Genomic DNA, 20842 nt, shown 5'->3' with positions numbered 1-20842 from the left:
CATAGTCTCTGCAGCGTCGTATTTACCTTCAAGTGGTGAGTGGCTCAAAGTTATGCGCCACTGGAAGGTGCTTCTGCCCCCACCCCGGCGCTGTGGCCGGTGGCCCGAGGAGTACACGTGACGAGCACATCGCCGGCCCCGCAGGCGGCCAAGGGTCCCCAGCCGGACCATCTCGGCCATGTCATCTTCATTACGGCGGCGGCCGCGATGGGCGGCTTCCTGTTCGGCTACGACAGTTCCGTGATCAACGGTGCGACTGTCGCCATCCAGCACAGGTTCGACGTCAACGCGGACATGCTCGGCTGGATCATCGCCACCGCACTGCTCGGCTGCGCCGTCGGTGCCGCCCTCGCCGGGCGGATCGCCGACCATATCGGCCGCATCCGCTGTATGCAGATCGCCGCGGTGCTCTTCGCCGCCAGCGCCATCGGCTCGGCGCTGCCCTTCGCCGCCTGGGACCTGACGCTGTGGCGCCTGATCGGCGGCGTCGGCATCGGCATGGCCTCCGTGATCGGCCCGGCCTACATCGCCGAGGTCGCCCCGCCCGCGTACCGCGGCCGGCTCGCCTCGTTCCAGCAGGCCGCGATCGTCATCGGCATCGCCGTCTCGCAGCTGGTCAACTACGGCATCCTCACCCTGGCCGACGGCGACCAGCGCGGACAGCTGGCGGGCCTGGAGGCCTGGCAGTGGATGCTCGGCGTGATGGTCGTCCCGGCCGTCCTGTACGGCCTGCTGTCCTTCGCGATCCCCGAGTCGCCGCGCTACCTGATCTCCGTGGGCCGGGTGGCCGACGCCAAGAAGGTGCTCACCGAGGTCGAGGGCACCGGCATCGACGCGCACGCGCGCGCCGCCGAGATCGAGGACGCCATGCGCCGCGAGCACAAGCCGTCCTTCAAGGACCTGCTCGGCAAGGTCGGCTTCCTGCCCATCGTCTGGATCGGCATCGGCCTCTCGGTGTTCCAGCAGCTCGTCGGCATCAACGTGATCTTCTACTACTCGAACCAGCTGTGGCAGTCGATCGGGCACGACCCGACCAGCTCGTTCCTGTACTCCTTCGAGACGTCGATCGTGAACATCATCGGCACGGTCATCGCGATGATCTTCGTCGACCGGATCGGCCGCAAGCCGCTCGCCCTCATCGGCTCCGCCGGTATGGCCATCGCCCTGTTCACCATGGCCTGGGCGTTCTCGTACCGGACCGGCTCCGGCGGCAACGTCTCGCTGCCGGACGCCCAGGGCCTCATCGCGCTGATCGCCGCCAACGGCTTCGTCCTGTTCTTCGCGCTCTCCTGGGGCGTGGTGGTCTGGGTGCTGCTCGGCGAGATCTTCCCGGGCCGGATCCGCGCCGCCGCGCTCGGTGTGGCCGCCTCCGCGCAGTGGCTCGCCAACTTCGCGATCACCAAGACCTTCCCGAGCATGTCCGAGTGGTCGCTGACCGGCTCGTACATCATCTACGGCGCCTTCGCGGCGCTCTCCATCCCCTTCGTCCTGAAGTTCGTCCGGGAGACGAAGGGCAAGACCCTGGAGGAGATGGGCTAAAACCCCGCTGCCCCCTCTCTCCAGATCGGTCGTGCCCCGGTTCAGTCCTTGAGCCGGGGCATGACCCTTTCCGCGAACAGGTGCAGGGAGCGCCAGCCCTCGTCGAGCGGCATGCCGCCGCACAGCGGGTGCAGGATCAGGGTGTCCTGGCCGCCCTCGCTCAGCGCCACGCACTCGTCCGGCGTGAGGATCCGGTACACGCCCTCGGCCCGCAGTTCCGCCACGCTGTCCGCGCCCGAGCGGACCGCCGAGCGGATGTCCGTGTTCTGCCAGGAGGCGTACGTCCGCGCCTCGTGCAGGAAGTGCTCCCCGTACTCGGCCCAGGTGCGGTCCGGGTCCTCGGAGATGTGCAGCAGCGGGGTCTCCTCGGCGGGCATCATGGTCCAGCCCTCGGTGCCGTACTCCCGCAGCTTCTCCTGGTAGTACGCGTCCAGGTCCGGCAGATGCGCGCTCGGGAAGAACGGCAGGCCGAGCCGCGCCGCCCGCCGCGCCGCCGGCTTCGAGGAACCGCCCACCAGGAGCAGCGGGTTGGGCTCGGTGCACGGCCGCGGCGTCACCCGGACCGTACGGCCCCGGAACGCGAAGGGCTCCCCGGTCCACGCCTTGAGCAGCGTCTCCAACAGCTCGTCCTGCAGCGCCCCGCGCCGCGCCCAGTCGACGCCCGCCGCCTCGTACTCCTCGCGCCGGTAGCCGATCCCGGCGACGGTCACGAGGCGGCCGCCGCTGAGCAGGTCGAGCGCGGCGATGTCCTCGGCGAGCCGCAGCGGATCGTGCAGCGGCCCGATGATCGCGGAGACCGTGACCGCAAGCCGCCGCGTTGCCCCGAACACCGCCCCCGCGAACGTGAACGGCGACGCCATCCAGTTGTTGGCGGCGCCGTGGTGCTCCTCGGTCTGGACCGTGTTCAGGCCCCGGTCATCGGCGTACGCGGCCATCTCGACGGCGGCGCGATAGCGGGCGGACAGCGACTCGGGGGTCGCGGCGGGTTCGACCAGGTTGAAACGTACGACGGTGACGGCCATGACAGACGACGTCCCCCTTCACCGGGAACACGGACTACGGGAACCGTGGCCTTGCGAAGGGGGACGGTAGTTGACGCGGAGTCAGATAGACAGGGGTCGGGTCAGACGGACACGGTCGCGCGCTCCGCCTCGGCCTCAGCGGACGAATCGGCTGCCACCGCACGGGACTCGGCACGCGGCAGCACCGCGTACAGCAGCGCCGAGACCGCGATGCCGGTCACCCAGCCCAGGCCGTGCTTGCCGATCCAGGACGAGGCGAGCGGACCCGCGAACCAGTCGACCCTGGTGAAGAGCAGTCCGGTGACGAGGGCGACCGCCCACGCCGTCATGGCCTGCCAGGCGAAGCCCGCCTTGTACCAGTAGGCGGAGGTGCGCGTGGTGTCGAGCAACGCCCGGCCGTCGTACGACGTGCGGCGGAGCATGTCGACGCCGAAGACGCCGATCCAGGCCGAGAACGCCACCGCGAGCAGCGTCAGGAACGAGATGAACGAGCCGATGAAGCTGGTCGCCACCACCATCAGGAGGAAACCGAAGATCAGGCTGATCACCGCGTTCACACTGACCGCCGCCGCGCGCGGCACCTTGATGCCGAGGGTCTGCGCGGTGAAGCCCGCCGAGTACATCGACATCGAGTTGATGAGCAGCATGCCGATCAGCGCGATCAGCAGATACGGCACCGCGATCCAGGTCGGAAGCAGCTCGCCGATGAACGCCACCGGGTCCTGCGCGCTCGCCAGGTTCGGTGTCGACACCGCCATCACGGCACCCATCAGGACCATCGGCAGCACGACGATCCCGGCGCCGCCGACCGTCGTGCCGACCATCTTCTTCGACGAGGCCGTACGCGGCAGGTACCGCGTGAAGTCCGGGCCCGAGGGCACCCAGCTGATGCCGCCCGCGCCGATCATGCCGATGCCCGCGACCACCATCGCCGCCGAGCCCGCCGGCTTGTCCAGGACCGCCGACCAGTCCGTCTCGACGACCAGATAGCCGAGCACGAGCACGCTGAACGCGCCGAACAGATACGTCGACCACTTGCTGCACACCCGCAGCGCGTTGATGCCGAGCCCCGACACCAGGAACGTGCCGGTCACGAAGAGCAGCAGCGTCACCACGATCAGGACGGTGTTCGACTTCACCCCGAAGAGCAGGTCGAGCACGGTCAGGATCGCGTACGCACCCGTGACCGCGTTGATCGTCTCCCAGCCCCAGCGGGCCACCCAGATCAGCGAGCCCGGGAAGAGGTTGCCGCGCTGCCCGAACACCGCCCGCGACAGCGCCATACCGGGCGCGCCCCCGCGCTTGCCCGCGATCGAGATCAGCCCGACGATCCCGTACGAGACGATCGGCGCGACCGTCGCGACGAGCAGCACCTGCCAGATGTTCAGGCCGTTGAAGACCACCAGGCCCGCGCCCATGGTGAGCAGCAGCACACTGATGTTGGCCGCGACCCAGGTCGGGAACAGCTCCCTGACCTTGCCGGTGCGCTCGCCGTCGGGGACCGGTTCAAGGCCGCGGGTCTCGATCGCGCTCTCGGACTCGGTGACGGCGGACGGCGCCTGCGAGGTGTCGGCGGACGCGCTGGGGGACGCGGGCATGCGGTAGCTCCGTGGGGGAGAGGAGGGGGAACCGCAACTATCGTATGTTCGCCCTAAAAATGGCAAATAGGGTCCAAGGTCCTTCGTCCTGCCCCCGCAGTCGTACGGGGCAGGCCGCCCGTGTCCGCGGCCGCACGCGCGCCGGGGGTCTCCCGCATACTGGCAGGGTTATGGACATCCTCATCCTTGCCGTAGTCATCGCCGTAGTCGTGATCGGCGCCATCAGCGGCCTGGTGGTGAGCGGCCGCAAGAAGAAGCAGCTGCCTCCGTCGGCCCCGTCGAGCACGCCGACCATCACCGAGCCCCCGGCCGAGCCGCACGTCGGCGAAGAGGCCGAGGAGCCGCACGAAGAACCACGCCGCACCATCGAGGAGGTCGACCTCCCCGCGGCGCAGGCGCCCGCGCCGGAAGCCCCCGTCGAAGAGGCCGAGCCCGAGCCTCTTGAGGCGGCGCCCGAGATCGAGGTGCCCGAGCCGACCGCCGGCCGTCTGGTCCGGCTGCGGGCCCGACTGGCCCGCTCGCAGAACACGCTCGGCAAGGGCCTGCTGACCCTGCTCTCCCGTGAGCGCCTGGACGACGACACGTGGGAGGAGATCGAGGACACGCTCCTCACCGCCGACGTCGGCGTCGCCCCCACCCAGGAGCTGGTCGAACGGCTCCGCGAGCGCGTCAAGGTGCTCGGCACCCGCACGCCCGACGAGCTCCGCGCCCTGCTGCGCGAGGAGCTGCTGACGCTGGTCGGCACCGACTTCGACCGGTCCGTGAAGACGGAGACCGGGCACGTGGCGGGCGGCGTCCCCGGCGTCGTGATGGTCGTCGGCGTCAACGGCACCGGCAAGACCACCACCACGGGCAAGCTCGCCCGCGTCCTGGTCGCCGACGGCCGCACCGTCGTCCTCGGCGCCGCCGACACCTTCCGCGCCGCTGCCGCCGACCAGCTGCAGACCTGGGGCGAGCGCGTGGGCGCCTACACCGTGCGCGGGCCCGAGGGCGGCGACCCCGCCTCCGTCGCGTTCGACGCGGTGAAGGAGGGCAAGGAGATGGGCGTCGACGTGGTGCTCGTCGACACCGCCGGGCGGCTGCACACCAAGACCGGGCTCATGGACGAGCTGGGCAAGGTGAAGCGGGTCGTGGAGAAGCACGGTCCGGTGGACGAGGTGCTGCTCGTCCTCGACGCCACGACCGGGCAGAACGGCCTGGTCCAGGCCCGGGTCTTCGCCGAGGTGGTCGACATCACGGGCATCGCCCTGACGAAGCTCGACGGCACGGCGAAGGGCGGCATCGTCGTCGCTGTGCAGCGGGAGCTGGGGGTGCCGGTGAAGCTGGTCGGGCTCGGGGAGGGGGCGGATGATCTGGCGCCGTTCGAGCCCGAGGCGTTTGTGGATGCGCTGATCGGGGACTGAGGGGGCTGAGGGGACTGAGGGGGCTGACGGGGGCGTCCCCGTCGCGTCGTGTTTCGTGGCCGGGTTCGGAGAGCGGTGCTGCTGCTGTCCGGGCCCGGCTTTGTTTTCCCCTCCCCGCCCCTTCCCGAAAGCCTGCGGCGCTTCGGGGCTCCGCCCCCGGACCCCCGCTCCTCAAACGCCGGAAGGGCTGAAACGATCAGCCCTTCCGGCGTTTGAGGAGGCGCGCCCGATCACATCCCCGAGCGGTGGCTGACGTAAGCCAGCGTGCCCAGCAGCAGCCGCGCCGGCGGCGGATGGGTCGCCGAGTCGAGGGCCGGGGCGCGGAGCCAGCGGGTCGGGCCGAGACCGGCGCGGTCGGACGGCGGGCCCGTGATGTGCTCGCCGGGGCCCAGCGCCCGCAGGTCCAGATCGGCGTCGTCCCAGCCCATGCGGTAGAGCAGCCCGGGGAGTTCCGCGGCCGCACCCGGGGCGACGAGGAACTGGGCGCGGCCGTCGGGCGTGACCGTGACCGGGCCGAGCGGGATGCCCATGCGCTCCATGCGGACCAGGGCGCGGCGCCCGGCGGCCTCCGACACCTCCAGTACGTCGAAGCTGCGCCCGGTCGGCAGCAGTACCGCCGCACCCGGGAACTCGCCCCACACGCGCGTGACTTCGCCGAGCGTCGAGCCCGCCGGGACGGGCGCGGCGAAGTGCAGCGGATGCGCGCCGGGGGCCGGGCAGTCCGCCTTGCCGCACGAGCACTGCCCGTCGGCGGCGCGCGCGCCCGGCACCACCTCCCAGCCCCACAGGCCGGTGAACTCGGCCACCGCGGTGCAGTCCGAGGCCCGCCCGCGCCGCCGTGCACCGGTGCGCACCGGCCGGATCTCGCGGATACCCCGGCTGCCGCCGATCGTGAAGCCCATGCCCCCTCCAACGGGTCCGACAGGTTGCTGGTTACGAAACCTGGTGACGATGCGGAGTGGGGCCGCGACTCTGCGTCGCCGTCGATGCGACCCCGGACTCCCGCGTGCCGCCTGGTCGTTGAGCAGGTGGCGCGAGGGGTGACACGGGGTGGTGCGGGTGGAATGGTGCGCCCCGGCGCGCTCCGTTCCGCCCGCTCCCGGCCGTCGGTGTCAAGTCAATCGTGTGCAGCGGTTCCTGAGTTCATTCAAAGGGGTGGCGAATGGTGGCGATTCTGAGAACGCCCTCGCCGGGAGGGTGATCGTAGGACTACTTTCAGTACACGAAGCCCGGGGACGTACGCGTTCATGGGTATGCCGGAGGCAACTCGGTTGCTTGTTCGACGGGTGATGATGCGCAGACCGTCGGCCTCGACTCACGGCATGCTGTCAGGGCTCGGCGCAGCGAGACGGACAAGTGACCCGAGGGATGGGGGCGCTCCAGTGGGCGGCAACGGCGGCAGCGGCGCGAACGCTGACAAGCGCCCCAACGAACCACTCACGTCGTGGTTCGTGCGCAGTGGTTGGTCCAAGGGCGAGCTCGCCCGCCAGGTGAACCGCAGAGCACGGCAGTTGGGCGCCGGTCACATCTCGACCGACACGTCGAGAGTCCGCCGCTGGCTCGACGGCGAGCAGCCGCGCGAGCCGATCCCGCGAATCCTCTCCGAGCTGTTCTCCGAGCGCTTTGGCGCCGTCGTCGCCGTCGAGGACCTCGGGCTCCGCTCCGCCCACCAGTCGGCCTCGCTCTCCGGCGTCGACCTGCCGTGGACCGGCGACCAGACCGTCGAGATGATCAGCGAGTTCTCGCGCAGCGACCTGATGCTCGCCCGCCGCGGCTTCCTCGGCGCCTCGCTCGCCCTCGCCGCCGGGCCCTCCCTGATCGAGCCCATGCAGCGCTGGCTCGTGCCCAGCCCCGGGCCCGCCCCGGACGCCGCCGAGCCCGCCGTCCCCATCCGCCGGGCGACCCGCCTGTCCAAACCCGAGCTCGACCTCCTCGAATCCACCACCGCGATGTTCCGGCAGTGGGACGCCCAGTGCGGCGGCGGCCTGCGCCGCAAGGCCGTCGTGGGACAGCTCCACGAAGTCACCGACCTGCTGCAGGAACCCCAGCCCGCCGCCACCGAACGCCGCCTCTTCAAGATCGCCGCCGAACTGGCCGAGCTGGCCGGGTGGATGAGTTACGACGTCGGCCTCCAGCCCACCGCCCAGAAGTACTTCGTCCTCGCCCTGCACGCCGCCAAGGAAGCGGGCGACAAACCCCTCGGCTCGTACGTCCTCTCCGGCATGAGCCGCCAGATGATCCACCTCGGCCGGCCCGACGACGCCCTGGAGCTCATCCACCTCGCCCAGTACGGCAGCCGCGACTGCGCCACCCCGCGCACCCAGGCCATGCTGTATGCGATGGAGGCCCGCGCCTACGCCAACATGGGCCAGCCCAGCAAGACCAAGCGCGCCGTGCGCATGGCCGAGGACACCTTCGCCGACGTCCACGACATCGAGGAGCGCGAGCCCGACTGGATCCGCTTCTTCTCCGAGGCCGAACTCAACGGCGAGAACGCCCACTCCTACCGCGACCTGGCCTACGTGGCCGGCCGCAGCCCCACGTACGCCTCGCTCTCCCAGCCCGTGATGGAGCGCGCCGTCGACCTGTTCAGCAAGGACACCGAACACCAGCGGTCGTACGCGCTGAACCTCATCGGCATGGCCACCGTGCACCTGCTGCAGCGGGAGCCCGAGCAGAGCTGCGTACTCGCCGGGCAGGCCCTCGGCATCGCCAGGAAGGTGCGCTCCGAGCGGGTCAACACCCGGCTCCGCAAGACCGTCGACACCGCGATGCGCACCTTCGGCGAGGTCAGCGAGGTCGCCCGGCTCACCGACGAGCTCACCGCCCAGCTGCCCGAATCCGCGGAGGCCGTCTGACCACGGCCCACCCCGCACCCTGAGCCCCGGCCGCGGCCGGACCATCCACGACTGCCCGACTCGGCTCCCCCATGCCAGGTCAGCCGGATGGCCCGCCGCGGCCGGTCCCGTACCGGCACCCCGCGACCGCACACACACGGACCGTGATCCGGCAGTTCATTAACGCGTAACACGCAGGACCTCTTCGTCACTGCGGCGAAACACCGAGGGGCATCGGCGGAAACCGCGCTGCGCCAATGTCGTGGCGCATAACCGGCCCACCCCTCAAGCCGCACAGGCTCCGCCCGCACGGGCCGCAACGACGAGGAGACGCCGATGCCTCCAGGCATCACGATCGCCGCAGAAGCCCCGCAGCTCTCTGCCGCCAACACCGGCTTCATGCTCATCTGCTCCGCCCTGGTGATGCTGATGACTCCGGCACTGGCCTTCTTCTACGGAGGCATGGTCCGGGTCAAGTCCACCCTCAACATGCTGATGATGAGCTTCATCAGCCTCGGGATCGTCACGATCCTCTGGGTGCTCTACGGCTTCAGCGTCGCCTTCGGCACCGACAAGGGCTCGCTCATCGGCTGGGACCCCGACTTCGTCGGCCTCAGCGGCATCGGCGTCACCGAACTGTGGGGCACGTACGACATCCCCGTCTACGTCTTCGCGGTCTTCCAGCTGATGTTCGCCGTCCTCACGCCCGCCCTGATCAGCGGCGCCCTCGCCGACCGCGTGAAGTTCACCGCCTGGGCGCTGTTCATCGCACTGTGGGCGACCGTCGTGTACTTCCCCGTCGCGCACTGGGTGTGGGGCGAGGGCGGCTGGGCCTTCGAGCTCGGCGTCATCGACTTCGCCGGCGGTACCGCCGTGCACATCAACGCCGGTGCCGCCGCGCTCGGCGTGATCCTCGTCATCGGCAAGCGCGTCGGCTTCAAGAAGGACCCGATGCGGCCGCACTCCCTGCCGCTCGTCATGCTCGGCGCCGGGCTCCTCTGGTTCGGCTGGTTCGGCTTCAACGCCGGCTCCTGGCTCGGCAACAACGACGGCGTCGGCGCCGTGATGTTCGTCAACACCCAGGTCGCCACCGCCGCCGCGATGCTCGCCTGGCTCGCCTACGAGAAGATCCGGCACGGCGCGTTCACCACCCTCGGCGCGGCCTCCGGCGCCGTCGCGGGCCTCGTCGCCATCACCCCGGCCGGCGGCTCCGTCTCCCCGCTCGGCGCGATCGCCGTCGGCGCCATCGCCGGTGTCCTGTGCGCCATGGCCGTCGGATGGAAGTTCAAGCTCGGCTACGACGACTCCCTCGACGTGATCGGCGTCCACCTCGTCGGCGGCGTCATCGGCTCCCTGCTCGTCGGCTTCTTCGCCACCGGCGGGGTCCAGTCCGACGCCAAGGGCCTCTTCTACGGCGGCGGCCTCGACCAGCTCGGCAAGCAGGCCCTCGGCGTCGCCGTGACCTTCGCGTACTCCCTGATCGTCTCTGCCATCCTCGCCTGGGTCATCCACAAGACCATCGGCATGCGGGTCAGCGAGGACGACGAGGTCTCCGGCATCGACCAGCTCGAACACGCCGAAACGGCCTACGACTTCAGCGGCGCGGGCGGCGGCAGCCTCCCCCGTACCGCACCGGCCGCACCCCCCGCGAGGACCGCCGAGGCCGCGGCCGCGGCGACGAAGAACACGAAGGTGGACGCATGAAGCTCATCACGGCAGTCGTCAAGCCGCACCGGCTCGACGAGATCAAGGAGGCCCTGCAGGCCTTCGGAGTGCACGGACTCACCGTCACCGAGGCCAGCGGCTACGGCCGGCAGCGCGGACACACCGAGGTGTACCGGGGCGCCGAGTACACCGTCGACCTCGTACCCAAGATCCGCATCGAGGTCCTGGTCGAGGACGACGACGCCGAACAGCTCGTCGAGGTCGTCGTGAAGGCCGCCCGCACCGGGAAGATCGGCGACGGCAAGGTCTGGAGCATCCCGGTCGACACGGCCGTACGGGTGCGCACCGGCGAGCGCGGACCCGACGCGCTCTGAACTGCCTCTGAAAAAGGAGCTGTTGGGTGACGAGCGTGGATGTTCCAGTCGAAGCGGAAGACTCCGGACCCAGCGGCTACGCGGCGGCCCGGCTGCGCCTCCTCCAGGACGGGGAGGCGCGGTCCGGGCCGCCGCGCCGTGCGGCCCTCGCCGAACTGACGGACCAGTGGCTGGCGGGCCTCTTCGGGGACGCAGAAGGGGCGGGCCTCTTCGGGGGCGCAGAAGGGGCGGGCCTCTTCGGGGATGCAGAAGGAGAGGGAGCGGAGCGACTTCCGCAGAAGGGCGGTGGCGGGCGAAGGGAGGTCATGCGGGGCGTCTCGCTCGTCGCCGTCGGCGGGTACGGGCGCGGCGAACTCTCCCCGCGCTCCGACCTCGACCTGCTCCTGCTGCACGACGGCAGCGCAGACCCGGGCGCCGTCGCCTCCCTCGCCGACCGCCTCTGGTACCCGGTCTGGGACCTCGGCCTCGCCCTCGACCACTCCGTACGCACCCCCGCCGAGGCCCGCAGGACCGCCGCCGACGACCTGAAGGTCCAGCTCGGCCTCCTCGACGCCCGGCACATCGCCGGCGACCTCGGCCTCACCGCTTCGCTGCGCACCACCGTCCTCGCCGACTGGCGCAACCAGGCCCCCCGGCGCCTCCCACAGCTCCGCGAACTCTGCGAGGAACGCGCCGCCCGCCAGGGCGAGCTGCAGTTCCTCCTCGAACCCGACCTCAAGGAGGCCCGCGGCGGCCTCCGCGACGCCACCGCCCTGCGCGCCGTCGCCGCGTCCTGGCTCGCCGACGCCCCGCGCGCCGGACTCGCCGAGGCCCGCCGCAGCCTCCTCGACGTACGCGACGCCCTGCACCTCACCACCGGCCGCGCCACCGACCGCCTCGCCCTGCAGGAACAGACCCAGGTCGCCGAAGAACTCGGCCTGTTGGACTCCGACACCCTGCTCCGCCAGGTGTACGAGGCGGCCCGCACCCTGTCGTACGCGAGCGACGTGACCTGGCGCGAGGTCGGCCGTGTGCTGCGCGCCCGGTCCGCCCGGCCCCGCCTGCGCTCGCTGCTCGGCGGGCGCGGCGGGCGCGGCGGGCGAGGCGGACGCGGCGGACCAGGTGGACCCGGTGGACTGGGCGGACTCGGCGGACGCGGTGGCGGCAAGCCCGCGCCCGAGCGCACCCCGCTCGCCGAGGGCGTCGTCGAGCAGGACGGCGAGGTCGTCCTCGCCCGCACCGCCCGCCCCGACCGCGACCCGGTGCTGCCGCTGCGCGCCGCCGCGGCCGCCGCCCAGGCGGGACTCCCACTCTCCCCGCACGCCGTACGCCGCCTCGCCACCGCCGGGAAACCGCCGCCCACGCCCTGGCCCGCCGAGGCCCGCGAACAGCTCGTCACGCTGCTCGGCGCGGGCCCCGCCACCGTCGACGTCTGGACCGCCCTGGAGGCCGAGGGCCTGATCAGCCGCATCCTGCCCGACTGGGAACGCGTCCGCTGCCGGCCGCAGCGCAACCCCGTGCACACCTGGACCGTCGACCGCCACCTCGTCGAGACCGCCGTACGCGCCGCCGCCCTCACCCGCCGCGTCGGCCGCCCCGACCTGCTCCTTGTCGCCGCGCTCCTGCACGACATCGGCAAGGGCTGGCCCGGCGATCACTCGGTGGCGGGCGAGGTGATCGCCAAGGACGTGGCCGCCCGGATCGGCTTCGACGCGGACGATGTCGCCGTCCTCGCCCGTCTCGTACGCCACCATCTGCTGCTGGTGGAGACGGCGACCCGGCGCGATCTGGACGACCCGGCGACCGTCGAGTCCGTCGCCGCGGCCGTCGGCTCCGCCTCCGCGCTTGAGCTGCTGCACGCCTTGACCGAGGCGGACGCCCTCGCCACCGGGCCCGCCGCCTGGTCCGCGTGGCGGGCCTCACTCGTCGCCGACCTGGTGGCCCGCGTCGGCGCCGTCCTCGCGGGCGACCCGCCGCCGCAGCCCGCGCCCGCACCCACCACCGCCGAGCAGGAACGCCTCGCCGTCGAGGCCCACCGCACGGGCGGGCCCGTACTCGCGCTGCGCGCGCAGACGGAGGGCGCCGATGCGGAGGGCGCCGATGCGGAGGGCGCCGCTGCGGAGGGCGCCGATGCGGAGGGCGCCGCTGCGGAGGGCGAGGAGCCGCTGGGCGTCGAGCTGCAGATCGCCGTGCCCGACCAGCCGGGTGTCCTGCCCGCCGTGGCCGGGGTGCTCGCCCTGCACCGGCTCACCGTCCGCACGGCCGAGGTCAGCGTCCTCGACCTGCCGGATTCGGTGCCCGCCGAGGGCTCGGTGCTCTTCCTGGACTGGCGGGTCGCCACCGAGTTCGGCTCCCTGCCGCAAGGCGCCCGGCTCCGCGCCGACCTGGTCCGCGCCCTCGACGGCACCCTCGACATCCCGGCCCGCCTCGCCGAGCGCGACGCGGCCTACCCGCGCAGGCGGGGCGCGCCCGCCCCGCCGCCCCGGGTCACGGTCGCGGCGTCGGGCTCCCGCCTGGCCACGGTCATCGAGGTCCGGGCCCAGGACGCGCCGGGGCTGCTGCATCGGATCGGGCGGGCGCTGGAGTCGGCGGGGGTACGGGTGCGGAGTGCGCACGCCTCGACGCTCGGGTCCAATGCGGTGGACGCGTTCTACGTGACCGGTGCGGACGGGGAACCGTTGCCCGCGCGGGCGGCGCTGGAGGTGGCCCGGGGGGTGGAGGAGGTGTTGCGGGGGGTGTAGGAGGTGTTGCGGGGAGTGGAGGAGGTGCTGCGGGGAGTGGAGGAGGTGCTGCGGGGGGTGCAGGAGGTGGTGCGGGGGTGAGGCGTTTTTTTCCCTCCCCCCGGGAAAATGTGCTCGGCCGCCGGAGCAGTTTGCCGGGCCCGATACCCTGGAGGGCGACTGTCTTCGCCCCCGACCCTGAGGATCTGCGACCGCCGTGTTCGACACTCTTTCCGATCGCCTCGCAGCGACTTTCAAGAACCTCCGCGGCAAGGGGCGTCTGTCCGAGGCAGACATCGACGCCACGGCACGGGAAATCCGCATCGCCCTGCTGGAAGCGGACGTCGCGCTCCCCGTCGTGCGCGCGTTCATCAAGCAGATCAAGGAGCGGGCTCTCGGCTCCGAGGTCTCGCAGGCCCTGAACCCGGCCCAGCAGGTCATCAAGATCGTCAACGAGGAGCTGATCGGCATCCTCGGCGGCGAGACCCGCCGCCTCCGCTTCGCCAAGAACCCGCCGACCGTGATCATGCTCGCGGGTCTGCAGGGCGCCGGTAAGACCACGCTCGCCGGAAAGCTCGCCGTCTGGCTGAAGGCCCAGGGCCACTCGCCGCTGCTCGTCGCCTGTGACCTGCAGCGCCCCAACGCCGTGAACCAGCTGAGCGTTGTCGCCGACCGCGCCGGCGTCGCGGTGTACGCCCCGGAGCCGGGCAACGGCGTGGGTGACCCGGTCAAGGTCGCGCAGGACTCGATCGAGTTCGCGAAGCAGAAGGTGCACGACGTCGTCATCGTCGACACCGCAGGCCGCCTCGGCATCGACCAGGAGCTGATGCAGCAGGCCGCGGACATCCGCGACGCGGTCAAGCCGGACGAGGTCCTCTTCGTCGTCGACGCGATGATCGGCCAGGACGCGGTGAACACCGCGGAGGCCTTCCGGGACGGCGTCGGCTTCGACGGCGTGGTGCTCTCCAAGCTGGACGGCGACGCCCGCGGCGGTGCCGCGCTCTCCATCGCGCACGTCACCGGCAAGCAGATCATGTTCGCCTCCAACGGCGAGAAGCTGGACGACTTCGACGCGTTCCACCCGGACCGCATGGCGTCCCGCATCCTCGGCATGGGCGACATGCTCACGCTGATCGAGAAGGCCGAGCAGACCTTCAGCCAGGCCGAGGCCGAGAAGATGGCGGCCAAGCTGCAGAAGGGCCCGAAGGAGTTCACGCTCGACGACTTCCTGGCCCAGATGGAGCAGGTCAGGAAGATGGGCTCGATCTCCAAGCTGCTCGGCATGATGCCCGGCATGGGCCAGATCAAGGACCAGATCAACAACCTCGACGAGCGGGACGTGGACCGCACGGCCGCGATCATCAAGTCGATGACGCCGCACGAGCGCGCCGAGCCGACGGTCATCAACGGCTCGCGCCGGGCCCGTATCGCCCGTGGTTCGGGTGTCGACGTCAGCGCGGTGAAGAACCTCGTGGAGCGGTTCTTCGAGGCCCGCAAGATGATGTCGAAGATGGCCCAGGGCGGCGGCATGCCGGGGATGCCGGGCGTGCCGGGCATGGGCGGCGGCCCCGGCCGGCAGAAGAAGAAGCAGAAGCAGGCCAAGGGCAAGCGGCGCTCCGGCAACCCGATGAAGCGCAAGCAGGAGGAGCAGGAGGCCGCCGCGCGCCGCGAGCAGGCGCAGCAGGGCGGCGGCGCGTTCGGCCTGCCGGCCGGCGGCCAGGGCGGCCAGGACTTCGAACTGCCCGACGAGTTCAAGAAGTTCATGGGCTGATCCCTCTTCCGTCCGTACGTCTCCGGGGTCCGGGCCGCCTTCACGGGCGGCCCGGACTCTGTCGTACGTACGGGGCCGGGCACCCGTCTCGGCCCGGTCCAGCGGGTGAGCAGCAGATGGCTGGTGAGCAGCCCGGTGCTCTCCTCGGCCGAAGCGCGACACCGGCCGGGAACCCGGAAACCCCGAATCCCGGAAACCCCGAATCCCCGCAATCCCGGAACCCCGACCCCTGCGGGCGGAAAGCTCGACATGCCCGGTAAGTCCCCTCCGCCAATAATGGCCAGCGTGACCAGCCCCGTGCCTCCCCGCGACCGGACCGACCAGCCGTGGCGCTCCGAGGGCGCACCTCCGCCCCCGCCACCGAAGAAGAAGGTGAGCTGGCGCGGCCTGATCTGGACCGCGCTGCTCGTCTTTCTCCTCACCAACCTGCTGCTGTCCCTCTTCGGGGACGAGCCGCCCACCAAGATCTCGTACACCGAGTTCAGCCGGCAGGTCACGGCCGGCAACGTCTCCAAGATCTACGCCAAGGGCGACCAGATCCAGGGCGACCTGAAGAAGGCGGTGGACGCGCCCGAGGGCGAGAAGGGCACGTACGACAAGTTCTCCACCCAACGCCCGAGCTTCGCGGACGACCAGCTGTGGGACGAGCTCACCAAGGCGAAGGTCACCGTCACCGCCGAGCCCGTCTACAAGGAGCCCAGCCTCCTCACCAACGTGCTCCTCTCCCTCCTGCCGATCCTGCTGCTCGTAGGACTCTGGGTGTTCATGGCCCGGCGGATGGCGGCCGGCCTGGGCGGCGGCGCGGGCGGCATGCTCGGCCGTAAACAGCCGCCGAAACCGGTCGAGCTGGAGCCGCACAAGCGCACCACGTTCGCGGATGTCGCGGGCATCGACGAGGTCGAGGGCGAGCTCAACGACGTCGTCGACTTCCTCAAGAACCCCGACAGCTACCGGAAGATGGGCGCCCGCATGCCCGGCGGCGTCCTCCTCGCAGGCCTGCCCGGCACCGGCAAGACCCTGCTCGCCCGGGCCGTCGCGGGTGAGGCGGGCGTGCCCTTCTTCTCGGCCTCCGCCTCCGAGTTCATCGAGATGATCGTCGGCGTCGGCGCATCTCGCGTGCGGGAACTCTTCGCAGAGGCCCGCAAGGTCGCCCCGGCGATCATCTTCATCGACGAGATCGACACCATCGGCCGGGCCCGCGGCGGCGGCTCCGCCATGGGCGGCCACGACGAGCGTGAGCAGACCCTCAACCAGATCCTCACCGAGATGGACGGCTTCACCGGCTCCGAGGGTGTCGTCGTCATCGCCGCCACCAACCGCGCCGACGTCCTCGACCCCGCCCTCACCCGCCCGGGCCGCTTCGACCGCACCGTCACCGTCAGCCCGCCCGACCGCAGGGGCCGCGAGGCCATCCTGCGCATCCACACCCGGGACATCCCGCTCGCCCCCGACGTCGACCTCGCCCAGGTCGCCCGTACCACCCCCGGCATGACCGGCGCCGAACTCGCCAACCTCGCCAATGAATCCGCCCTCCTCGCCGTCAAACGCCAACAGTCCCAAGTCACCGAGAGCGACCTCTCCGACGCCCTGGAAAAGGTCCAACTCGGCGCCGAACGCCCCCTGGTGATGCCCGAGGAGGAGCGCCGCCGCACCGCCTACCACGAGTCCGGGCACGCCCTGCTCGGGATGCTGCAGCCCGGCGCCGACCCCGTCCGCAAGATCACCATCGTGCCTCGGGGCCGCGCCCTCGGCGTCACGTTGTCCACACCCGAGGCCGATAAATATGCTTATACGGAGGAGTACCTGCGGGGCCGCATCATCGGCGCCCTCGGCGGCATGGCGGCCGAGCAGGTCGTCTTCGGCGTCATCACCACCGGTGCCGAGAACGACCTCGAACAGGTCACCAGCATCGTCCGCGGCATGGTCGGCCGCTGGGGCATGAGCGAACGCGTCGGCCGCCTCTCCGCCCTCCCCGGCGACGCCCAGCAGGCCTACGGCCTCGCCGCCGCACCCGGCACCCTCGACGCCATCGACGGCGAGATGCGCCGCATCGTCGACGAGTGCTACGAGAGCGCCTGCCGCCAACTCCGCGACCACCGCCACCAGCTGGACGCCCTCGCGGAGGCCCTGCTCGCCAACGAGACCCTGCAGGAGGCCGACGCCTACCGCGCGGCCGGCATCACCCGCCTGACCAAGGACACAGACTGACGCGGTACGGTCTCCTGCGCCGCGTGGGCCGCCTACGCATCGGAACGGACCCGGCCGTCCTGCGACGTACGTGCCGCTAAGCAGCACCTTGGTGCGAGCTGTGCGTGTTCCGCCAAGGATCGGCGCAGATCGGCGCACCCGCCCGCGTCAGGACGCATCAGCGGCGACTGACTGGTACGTGCAAAATATTTGGGATGCCCCGGAATAGGAACACCAGGGGCCCCCGGCTCGTTGTCACGACGTGAGCACGACACCACCTGTACTCGCCGCAGAGCTGGCGCAGGCGTGGGCCGACATTCAGCGGCACCACCCCGAGCTGCCGAGCCTTGCCGCGCCCGAGTCCCTGATCGGAGAGTCCTCGTCCGCCTGCGGCGCCGAGCTCTCCTTCGAGCGCCTGCTGCACGAGGCCGTCCACGGCATCGCCGCCGCCCGCGGCGTCCGCGACACCTCACGCGCCGGCCGCTACCACAACCGCCGCTTCCTCGCGATCGCCGAGGAACTGGGCCTCGACCACCCCGAGGAGCCGCACCCCAGCAGCGGCTTCTCCCTGGTCACGCTCAACCCGGAGGCCAGAAAGCGGTACCGCGCGACGATCGAACGCCTCCACCGCGCCCTCAAGGCCCACACCGCGGCCACCGCCCACGACACCGCCCGCAGCTTCCGCGGCCCCGCCGCGCGCCACGGCTCGTCCGGCGGCGGCGTCCGCGTCAAGGCGGTCTGCGACTGCGGTCGCAACGTCCGCGTGGTCCCCTCGGTCCTCGCCCAGGCCCCCATCATGTGCGGCGGCTGCGGCAAGCCGTTCCGTATCCCGGAGGTCGTGGGCGCGGCGTAATCCGGCCCAGAGCCGGCCCCTCCGGCGTTCGAGGAGCAGGGGTGCGGGGCCGGAGCCCCCGCGGCCTCAGCCCCTTACCCCCGCCCCCGCGAGGTATGGCACAATTGCCAGCTGTACTCGACAGCCGCACAGGACCCCTCTCTCCTCCGGCTGACGCGTCCATCGGGCATTCGAGTACCGCAACCCCACGCGGCATCTTCGTTGTGCCCACCCCCGTCAAGACCAGGAGACACCACTCCCGTGGCAGTCAAGATCAAGCTGAAGCGTCTGGGCAAGATCCGTTCGCCTCACTACCGCATCATCGTCGCCGACTCCCGCACCCGCCGTGACGGCCGGGCCATCGAGGAGATCGGCCTGTACCACCCGGTGCAGAACCCCTCGCGCATCGAGGTCGACGCCGACCGCGTCGCCTACTGGCTGGGTGTCGGCGCGCAGCCGACCGAGCCCGTGCTCGCCATCCTGAAGAAGACCGGCGACTGGCAGAAGTACAAGGGCGAGCCCGCCCCGGCCCCGCTGCTGCAGCCGGAGCCGAAGGCCGCGCGCCCCACCTTCGAGGCCGTCGGCGCCGAGGACGAGCCCAAGGGCGAGGCCATCACGCAGAAGAAGAAGGCCGAGAAGAAGGACGACGCTCCGGCTGAGTCCGCGGCCGAGTCGACCGAGGCCTGAGCATGCTCGAGGAGGCTCTCGAGCACCTCGTGAAGGGCATCGTCGACAACCCCGACGACGTGCAGGTCGCCTCCCGCAACCTGCGCCGCGGGCGCGTCCTGGAGGTCCGGGTCCACCCCGACGACCTCGGCAAGGTGATCGGCCGCAACGGCCGCACCGCGCGCGCCCTGCGCACCGTCGTAGGGGCCATCGGCGGCCGTGGAGTCCGCGTCGACCTCGTCGACGTCGACCAGGTTCGCTGAACCACCAGGCAATACCGGCACGGGCCGGGGAGGGCTTCAGGCCCGCCCCGGCCCGTCGTCGTACGAAGGAGAACGCAACGTGCAGTTGGTAGTGGGACGCATCGGCCGCGCCCACGGCATCAAGGGCGAGGTCACCGTCGAGGTCCGCACCGACGAACCCGAGCTGCGCCTCGCCCCCGGAGCCGTACTCGCCACCGACCCGGCCGCCACCGGGCCCCTCACCATCGCCGCCGGCCGCGTGCACAGCGGACGCCTGCTGCTGCGCTTCGAGGGCGTACGCGACCGCAACGGCGCCGAGGCCCTCCGCAACACCCTGCTCATCGCCGACGTAGACCCCGAGGAACGCCCCGAGGGCGAGGACGAGTACTACGACCACCAGCTGATGGACCTGGACGTGGTCACCGTCGACGGCCAGGAGGTCGGCCGGATCACCGAGATCTCCCACCTCGCCTCGCAGGACCTGTTCATCGTCGAACGCCCCGACGGCACCGAGGTCATGGTCCCGTTCGTCGAGGAGATCGTCACCGAGATCGACCTCGAAGAGCAGCGCGCCACCATCGACCCGCCGCCCGGACTCATCGACGACCGCGCCGCCCGCGACGAAGTCGCTGATGGACACAGCGCCTCCACGCGCGAGGACCGCGAGGACTCGTAATGCGCCTCGACGTCGTCACGATCTTCCCCGAGTATCTCGAACCGCTGAACGTCTCCCTCGTCGGCAAGGCCCGCGCCCGCGGCCAACTCGACGTCCATGTGCACGACTTGCGGCAGTGGACGTACGACCGCCACAACACCGTCGACGACACCCCCTACGGCGGCGGACCCGGCATGGTCATGAAGACCGAGCCCTGGGGCGACTGCCTCGATGACGCGCTCGCCGACGGCTACGACAACGGCGCGCACGGCCCCGTACTCGTCGTGCCCACCCCCAGCGGACGGCCCTTCACCCAGGAACTCGCCGTCGAACTCTCCGAGCGGCCCTGGCTGATCTTCACGCCCGCCCGCTACGAAGGCATCGACCGCCGCGTCATCGACGAGTACGCGACCCGCATGCCCGTGTACGAGGTCTCCATCGGCGACTACGTCCTCGCCGGGGGCGAAGCCGCCGTACTCGTCGTCACCGAGGCCGTCGCCCGCCTCCTGCCCGGCGTCCTCGGCAACGCCGCCTCCCACCAGGACGACTCCTTCGCGCCCGGCGCCATGGCCAACCTCCTCGAAGGGCCCGTCTACACCAAGCCCCCCGAGTGGCGCGGCCGGGACATCCCCGAGGTGCTGCTCAGCGGCCACCACGGCAAGATCGCCCGCTGGCGCCGCGACGAGGCGCTGCGCCGCACCACGCGCAACCGCCCCGACCTCATCGAGCGCACCGACCCCAAGGCCTTCGACAAGAAGGACCGCGAAATGCTCTCGATCCTGGGCTGGGCCCCCGGCCCCGACGGGCGATTTGGGCCAACGCCCGACGCCGTGGAAGAATAGGCCGCTGCTGTACGTCCAGCCTGCGCCCCTGCCACAGGGGGACCGCCGTCGGCCCGATGTAATCAGCTACCGAAACTCACCTCGTATCCTCCCGCCGATGACCTGTGGCATCGGTGAAGAAAGCAGACGAACATGTCTCACCTGCTCGACACCGTCGACGCCGCGTCGCTGCGCAGCGACGTCCCCGCCTTCCGCCCGGGCGACACCGTCAACGTCCACGTGCGCGTCATCGAGGGCAACCGCTCCCGTGTGCAGCAGTTCAAGGGCGTAGTCATCCGCCGCCAGGGCGCGGGCATCAGCGAGACCTTCACGGTCCGCAAGGTCTCGTTCTCCGTCGGCGTCGAGCGCACCTTCCCGGTGCACACCCCGATCGTCGAGAAGATCGAGCTCGTCACCAGGGGTGACGTGCGTCGCGCCAAGCTGTACTACCTCCGTGAGCTGCGCGGCAAGGCCGCGAAGATCAAGGAGAAGCGCGAGAACTGATCTCGCGCCCCGGATCCCTACGCGGAT

At 71.1% G+C, this 20842-nt stretch carries 17 protein-coding genes; 14 read left to right on the top strand and 3 right to left on the bottom strand.

Annotated elements, in window-relative coordinates:
- Positions 1 to 117: 117 nt before the first annotated feature.
- Entirely contained in the window at positions 118 to 1539 is a 1422-nt protein-coding gene (locus tag QIS99_RS19705) for a sugar porter family MFS transporter (protein WP_282514864.1), read from the top strand.
- Between the two features lie 41 nt (positions 1540 to 1580).
- Here the strand turns inward: QIS99_RS19705 and QIS99_RS19700 are convergent, their stop codons facing one another.
- Both QIS99_RS19700 and QIS99_RS19695 read right to left on the bottom strand, forming a co-directional pair.
- Positions 1581 to 2561: an LLM class flavin-dependent oxidoreductase gene (locus tag QIS99_RS19700; RefSeq protein WP_282514863.1), complete on the bottom strand. Its 981-nt coding sequence runs from the start codon at positions 2559 to 2561 to the stop codon at positions 1581 to 1583.
- Positions 2562 to 2662: 101 nt separating this feature from the next.
- Positions 2663 to 4159 carry a cytosine permease gene (locus QIS99_RS19695; protein ID WP_282514862.1) on the bottom strand — a complete coding sequence of 499 codons (1497 nt, stop codon included), beginning with the start codon at positions 4157 to 4159 and terminating at the stop codon, positions 2663 to 2665.
- Between the two features lie 170 nt (positions 4160 to 4329).
- Here QIS99_RS19695 and ftsY point away from each other — a divergent pair, with 170 nt between their 5' ends.
- On the top strand, positions 4330 to 5562 hold the full coding sequence (gene ftsY / locus QIS99_RS19690) for a signal recognition particle-docking protein FtsY (protein ID WP_282514861.1): 1233 nt from the start codon (positions 4330 to 4332) through the stop codon (positions 5560 to 5562).
- 230 nt (positions 5563 to 5792) lie between these two features.
- Here ftsY and QIS99_RS19685 read toward each other — a convergent pair whose 3' ends face one another.
- Positions 5793 to 6464 (bottom strand): bifunctional DNA primase/polymerase, encoded by a 672-nt coding sequence (locus QIS99_RS19685; RefSeq protein WP_282514860.1) that lies wholly within the window; start codon positions 6462 to 6464, stop codon positions 5793 to 5795.
- Between the two features lie 480 nt (positions 6465 to 6944).
- Between QIS99_RS19685 and nsdA the strand changes: the two genes are divergently transcribed.
- From nsdA to rplS, 12 genes are all read left to right on the top strand, one after another.
- Entirely contained in the window at positions 6945 to 8420 is a 1476-nt protein-coding gene (gene nsdA, locus QIS99_RS19680) for a transcriptional repressor NsdA (RefSeq protein WP_282514859.1), read from the top strand.
- Between the two features lie 315 nt (positions 8421 to 8735).
- Positions 8736 to 10103, top strand: a complete 1368-nt coding sequence (locus QIS99_RS19675) for an ammonium transporter (protein WP_282514858.1) — start codon at positions 8736 to 8738, stop codon at positions 10101 to 10103.
- Positions 10100 to 10438: a P-II family nitrogen regulator gene (locus QIS99_RS19670; RefSeq protein ID WP_282514857.1), complete on the top strand. Its 339-nt coding sequence runs from the start codon at positions 10100 to 10102 to the stop codon at positions 10436 to 10438. The genes QIS99_RS19675 and QIS99_RS19670 overlap by 4 nt, the downstream gene beginning before the upstream one ends.
- A gap of 26 nt (positions 10439 to 10464) precedes the next feature.
- A complete protein-coding gene (locus tag QIS99_RS19665) occupies positions 10465 to 13158 on the top strand; it encodes a [protein-PII] uridylyltransferase (RefSeq protein WP_282514856.1) in 2694 nt (897 codons plus the stop codon).
- Positions 13159 to 13354: 196 nt separating this feature from the next.
- Positions 13355 to 14908, top strand: a complete 1554-nt coding sequence (gene ffh, locus QIS99_RS19660; RefSeq protein ID WP_282514855.1) for a signal recognition particle protein — start codon at positions 13355 to 13357, stop codon at positions 14906 to 14908.
- A gap of 285 nt (positions 14909 to 15193) precedes the next feature.
- The gene (gene ftsH / locus QIS99_RS19655; protein ID WP_282514854.1) at positions 15194 to 17116 is read left to right on the top strand and encodes an ATP-dependent zinc metalloprotease FtsH; all 1923 of its coding nucleotides are present in this window, start codon (positions 15194 to 15196) and stop codon (positions 17114 to 17116) included.
- A gap of 241 nt (positions 17117 to 17357) precedes the next feature.
- Entirely contained in the window at positions 17358 to 17948 is a 591-nt protein-coding gene (locus tag QIS99_RS19650; RefSeq protein ID WP_282514853.1) for a hypothetical protein, read from the top strand.
- 240 nt (positions 17949 to 18188) lie between these two features.
- A complete protein-coding gene (gene rpsP, locus QIS99_RS19645) occupies positions 18189 to 18614 on the top strand; it encodes a 30S ribosomal protein S16 (protein ID WP_282514852.1) in 426 nt (141 codons plus the stop codon).
- 2 nt (positions 18615 to 18616) lie between these two features.
- Positions 18617 to 18856, top strand: a complete 240-nt coding sequence (locus QIS99_RS19640; protein WP_014176063.1) for an RNA-binding protein — start codon at positions 18617 to 18619, stop codon at positions 18854 to 18856.
- 79 nt (positions 18857 to 18935) lie between these two features.
- Entirely contained in the window at positions 18936 to 19511 is a 576-nt protein-coding gene (gene rimM, locus QIS99_RS19635) for a ribosome maturation factor RimM (RefSeq protein WP_282514851.1), read from the top strand.
- Positions 19511 to 20332 (top strand): tRNA (guanosine(37)-N1)-methyltransferase TrmD, encoded by an 822-nt coding sequence (trmD, locus tag QIS99_RS19630; RefSeq protein ID WP_282514850.1) that lies wholly within the window; start codon positions 19511 to 19513, stop codon positions 20330 to 20332. Before rimM ends, trmD begins: the two co-directional genes overlap by 1 nt.
- Before the next feature lie 132 nt (positions 20333 to 20464).
- Positions 20465 to 20815, top strand: a complete 351-nt coding sequence (gene rplS, locus QIS99_RS19625; protein ID WP_282514849.1) for a 50S ribosomal protein L19 — start codon at positions 20465 to 20467, stop codon at positions 20813 to 20815.
- Positions 20816 to 20842 lie beyond the last annotated feature (27 nt).

Source organism: Streptomyces solicavernae (assembly GCF_029968095.1).
Taxonomy (GTDB): domain Bacteria; phylum Actinomycetota; class Actinomycetes; order Streptomycetales; family Streptomycetaceae; genus Streptomyces; species Streptomyces solicavernae.
Note: the sequence above shows the minus strand (reverse complement) of the source record. Positions and strands in the feature narration are given on the sequence as shown.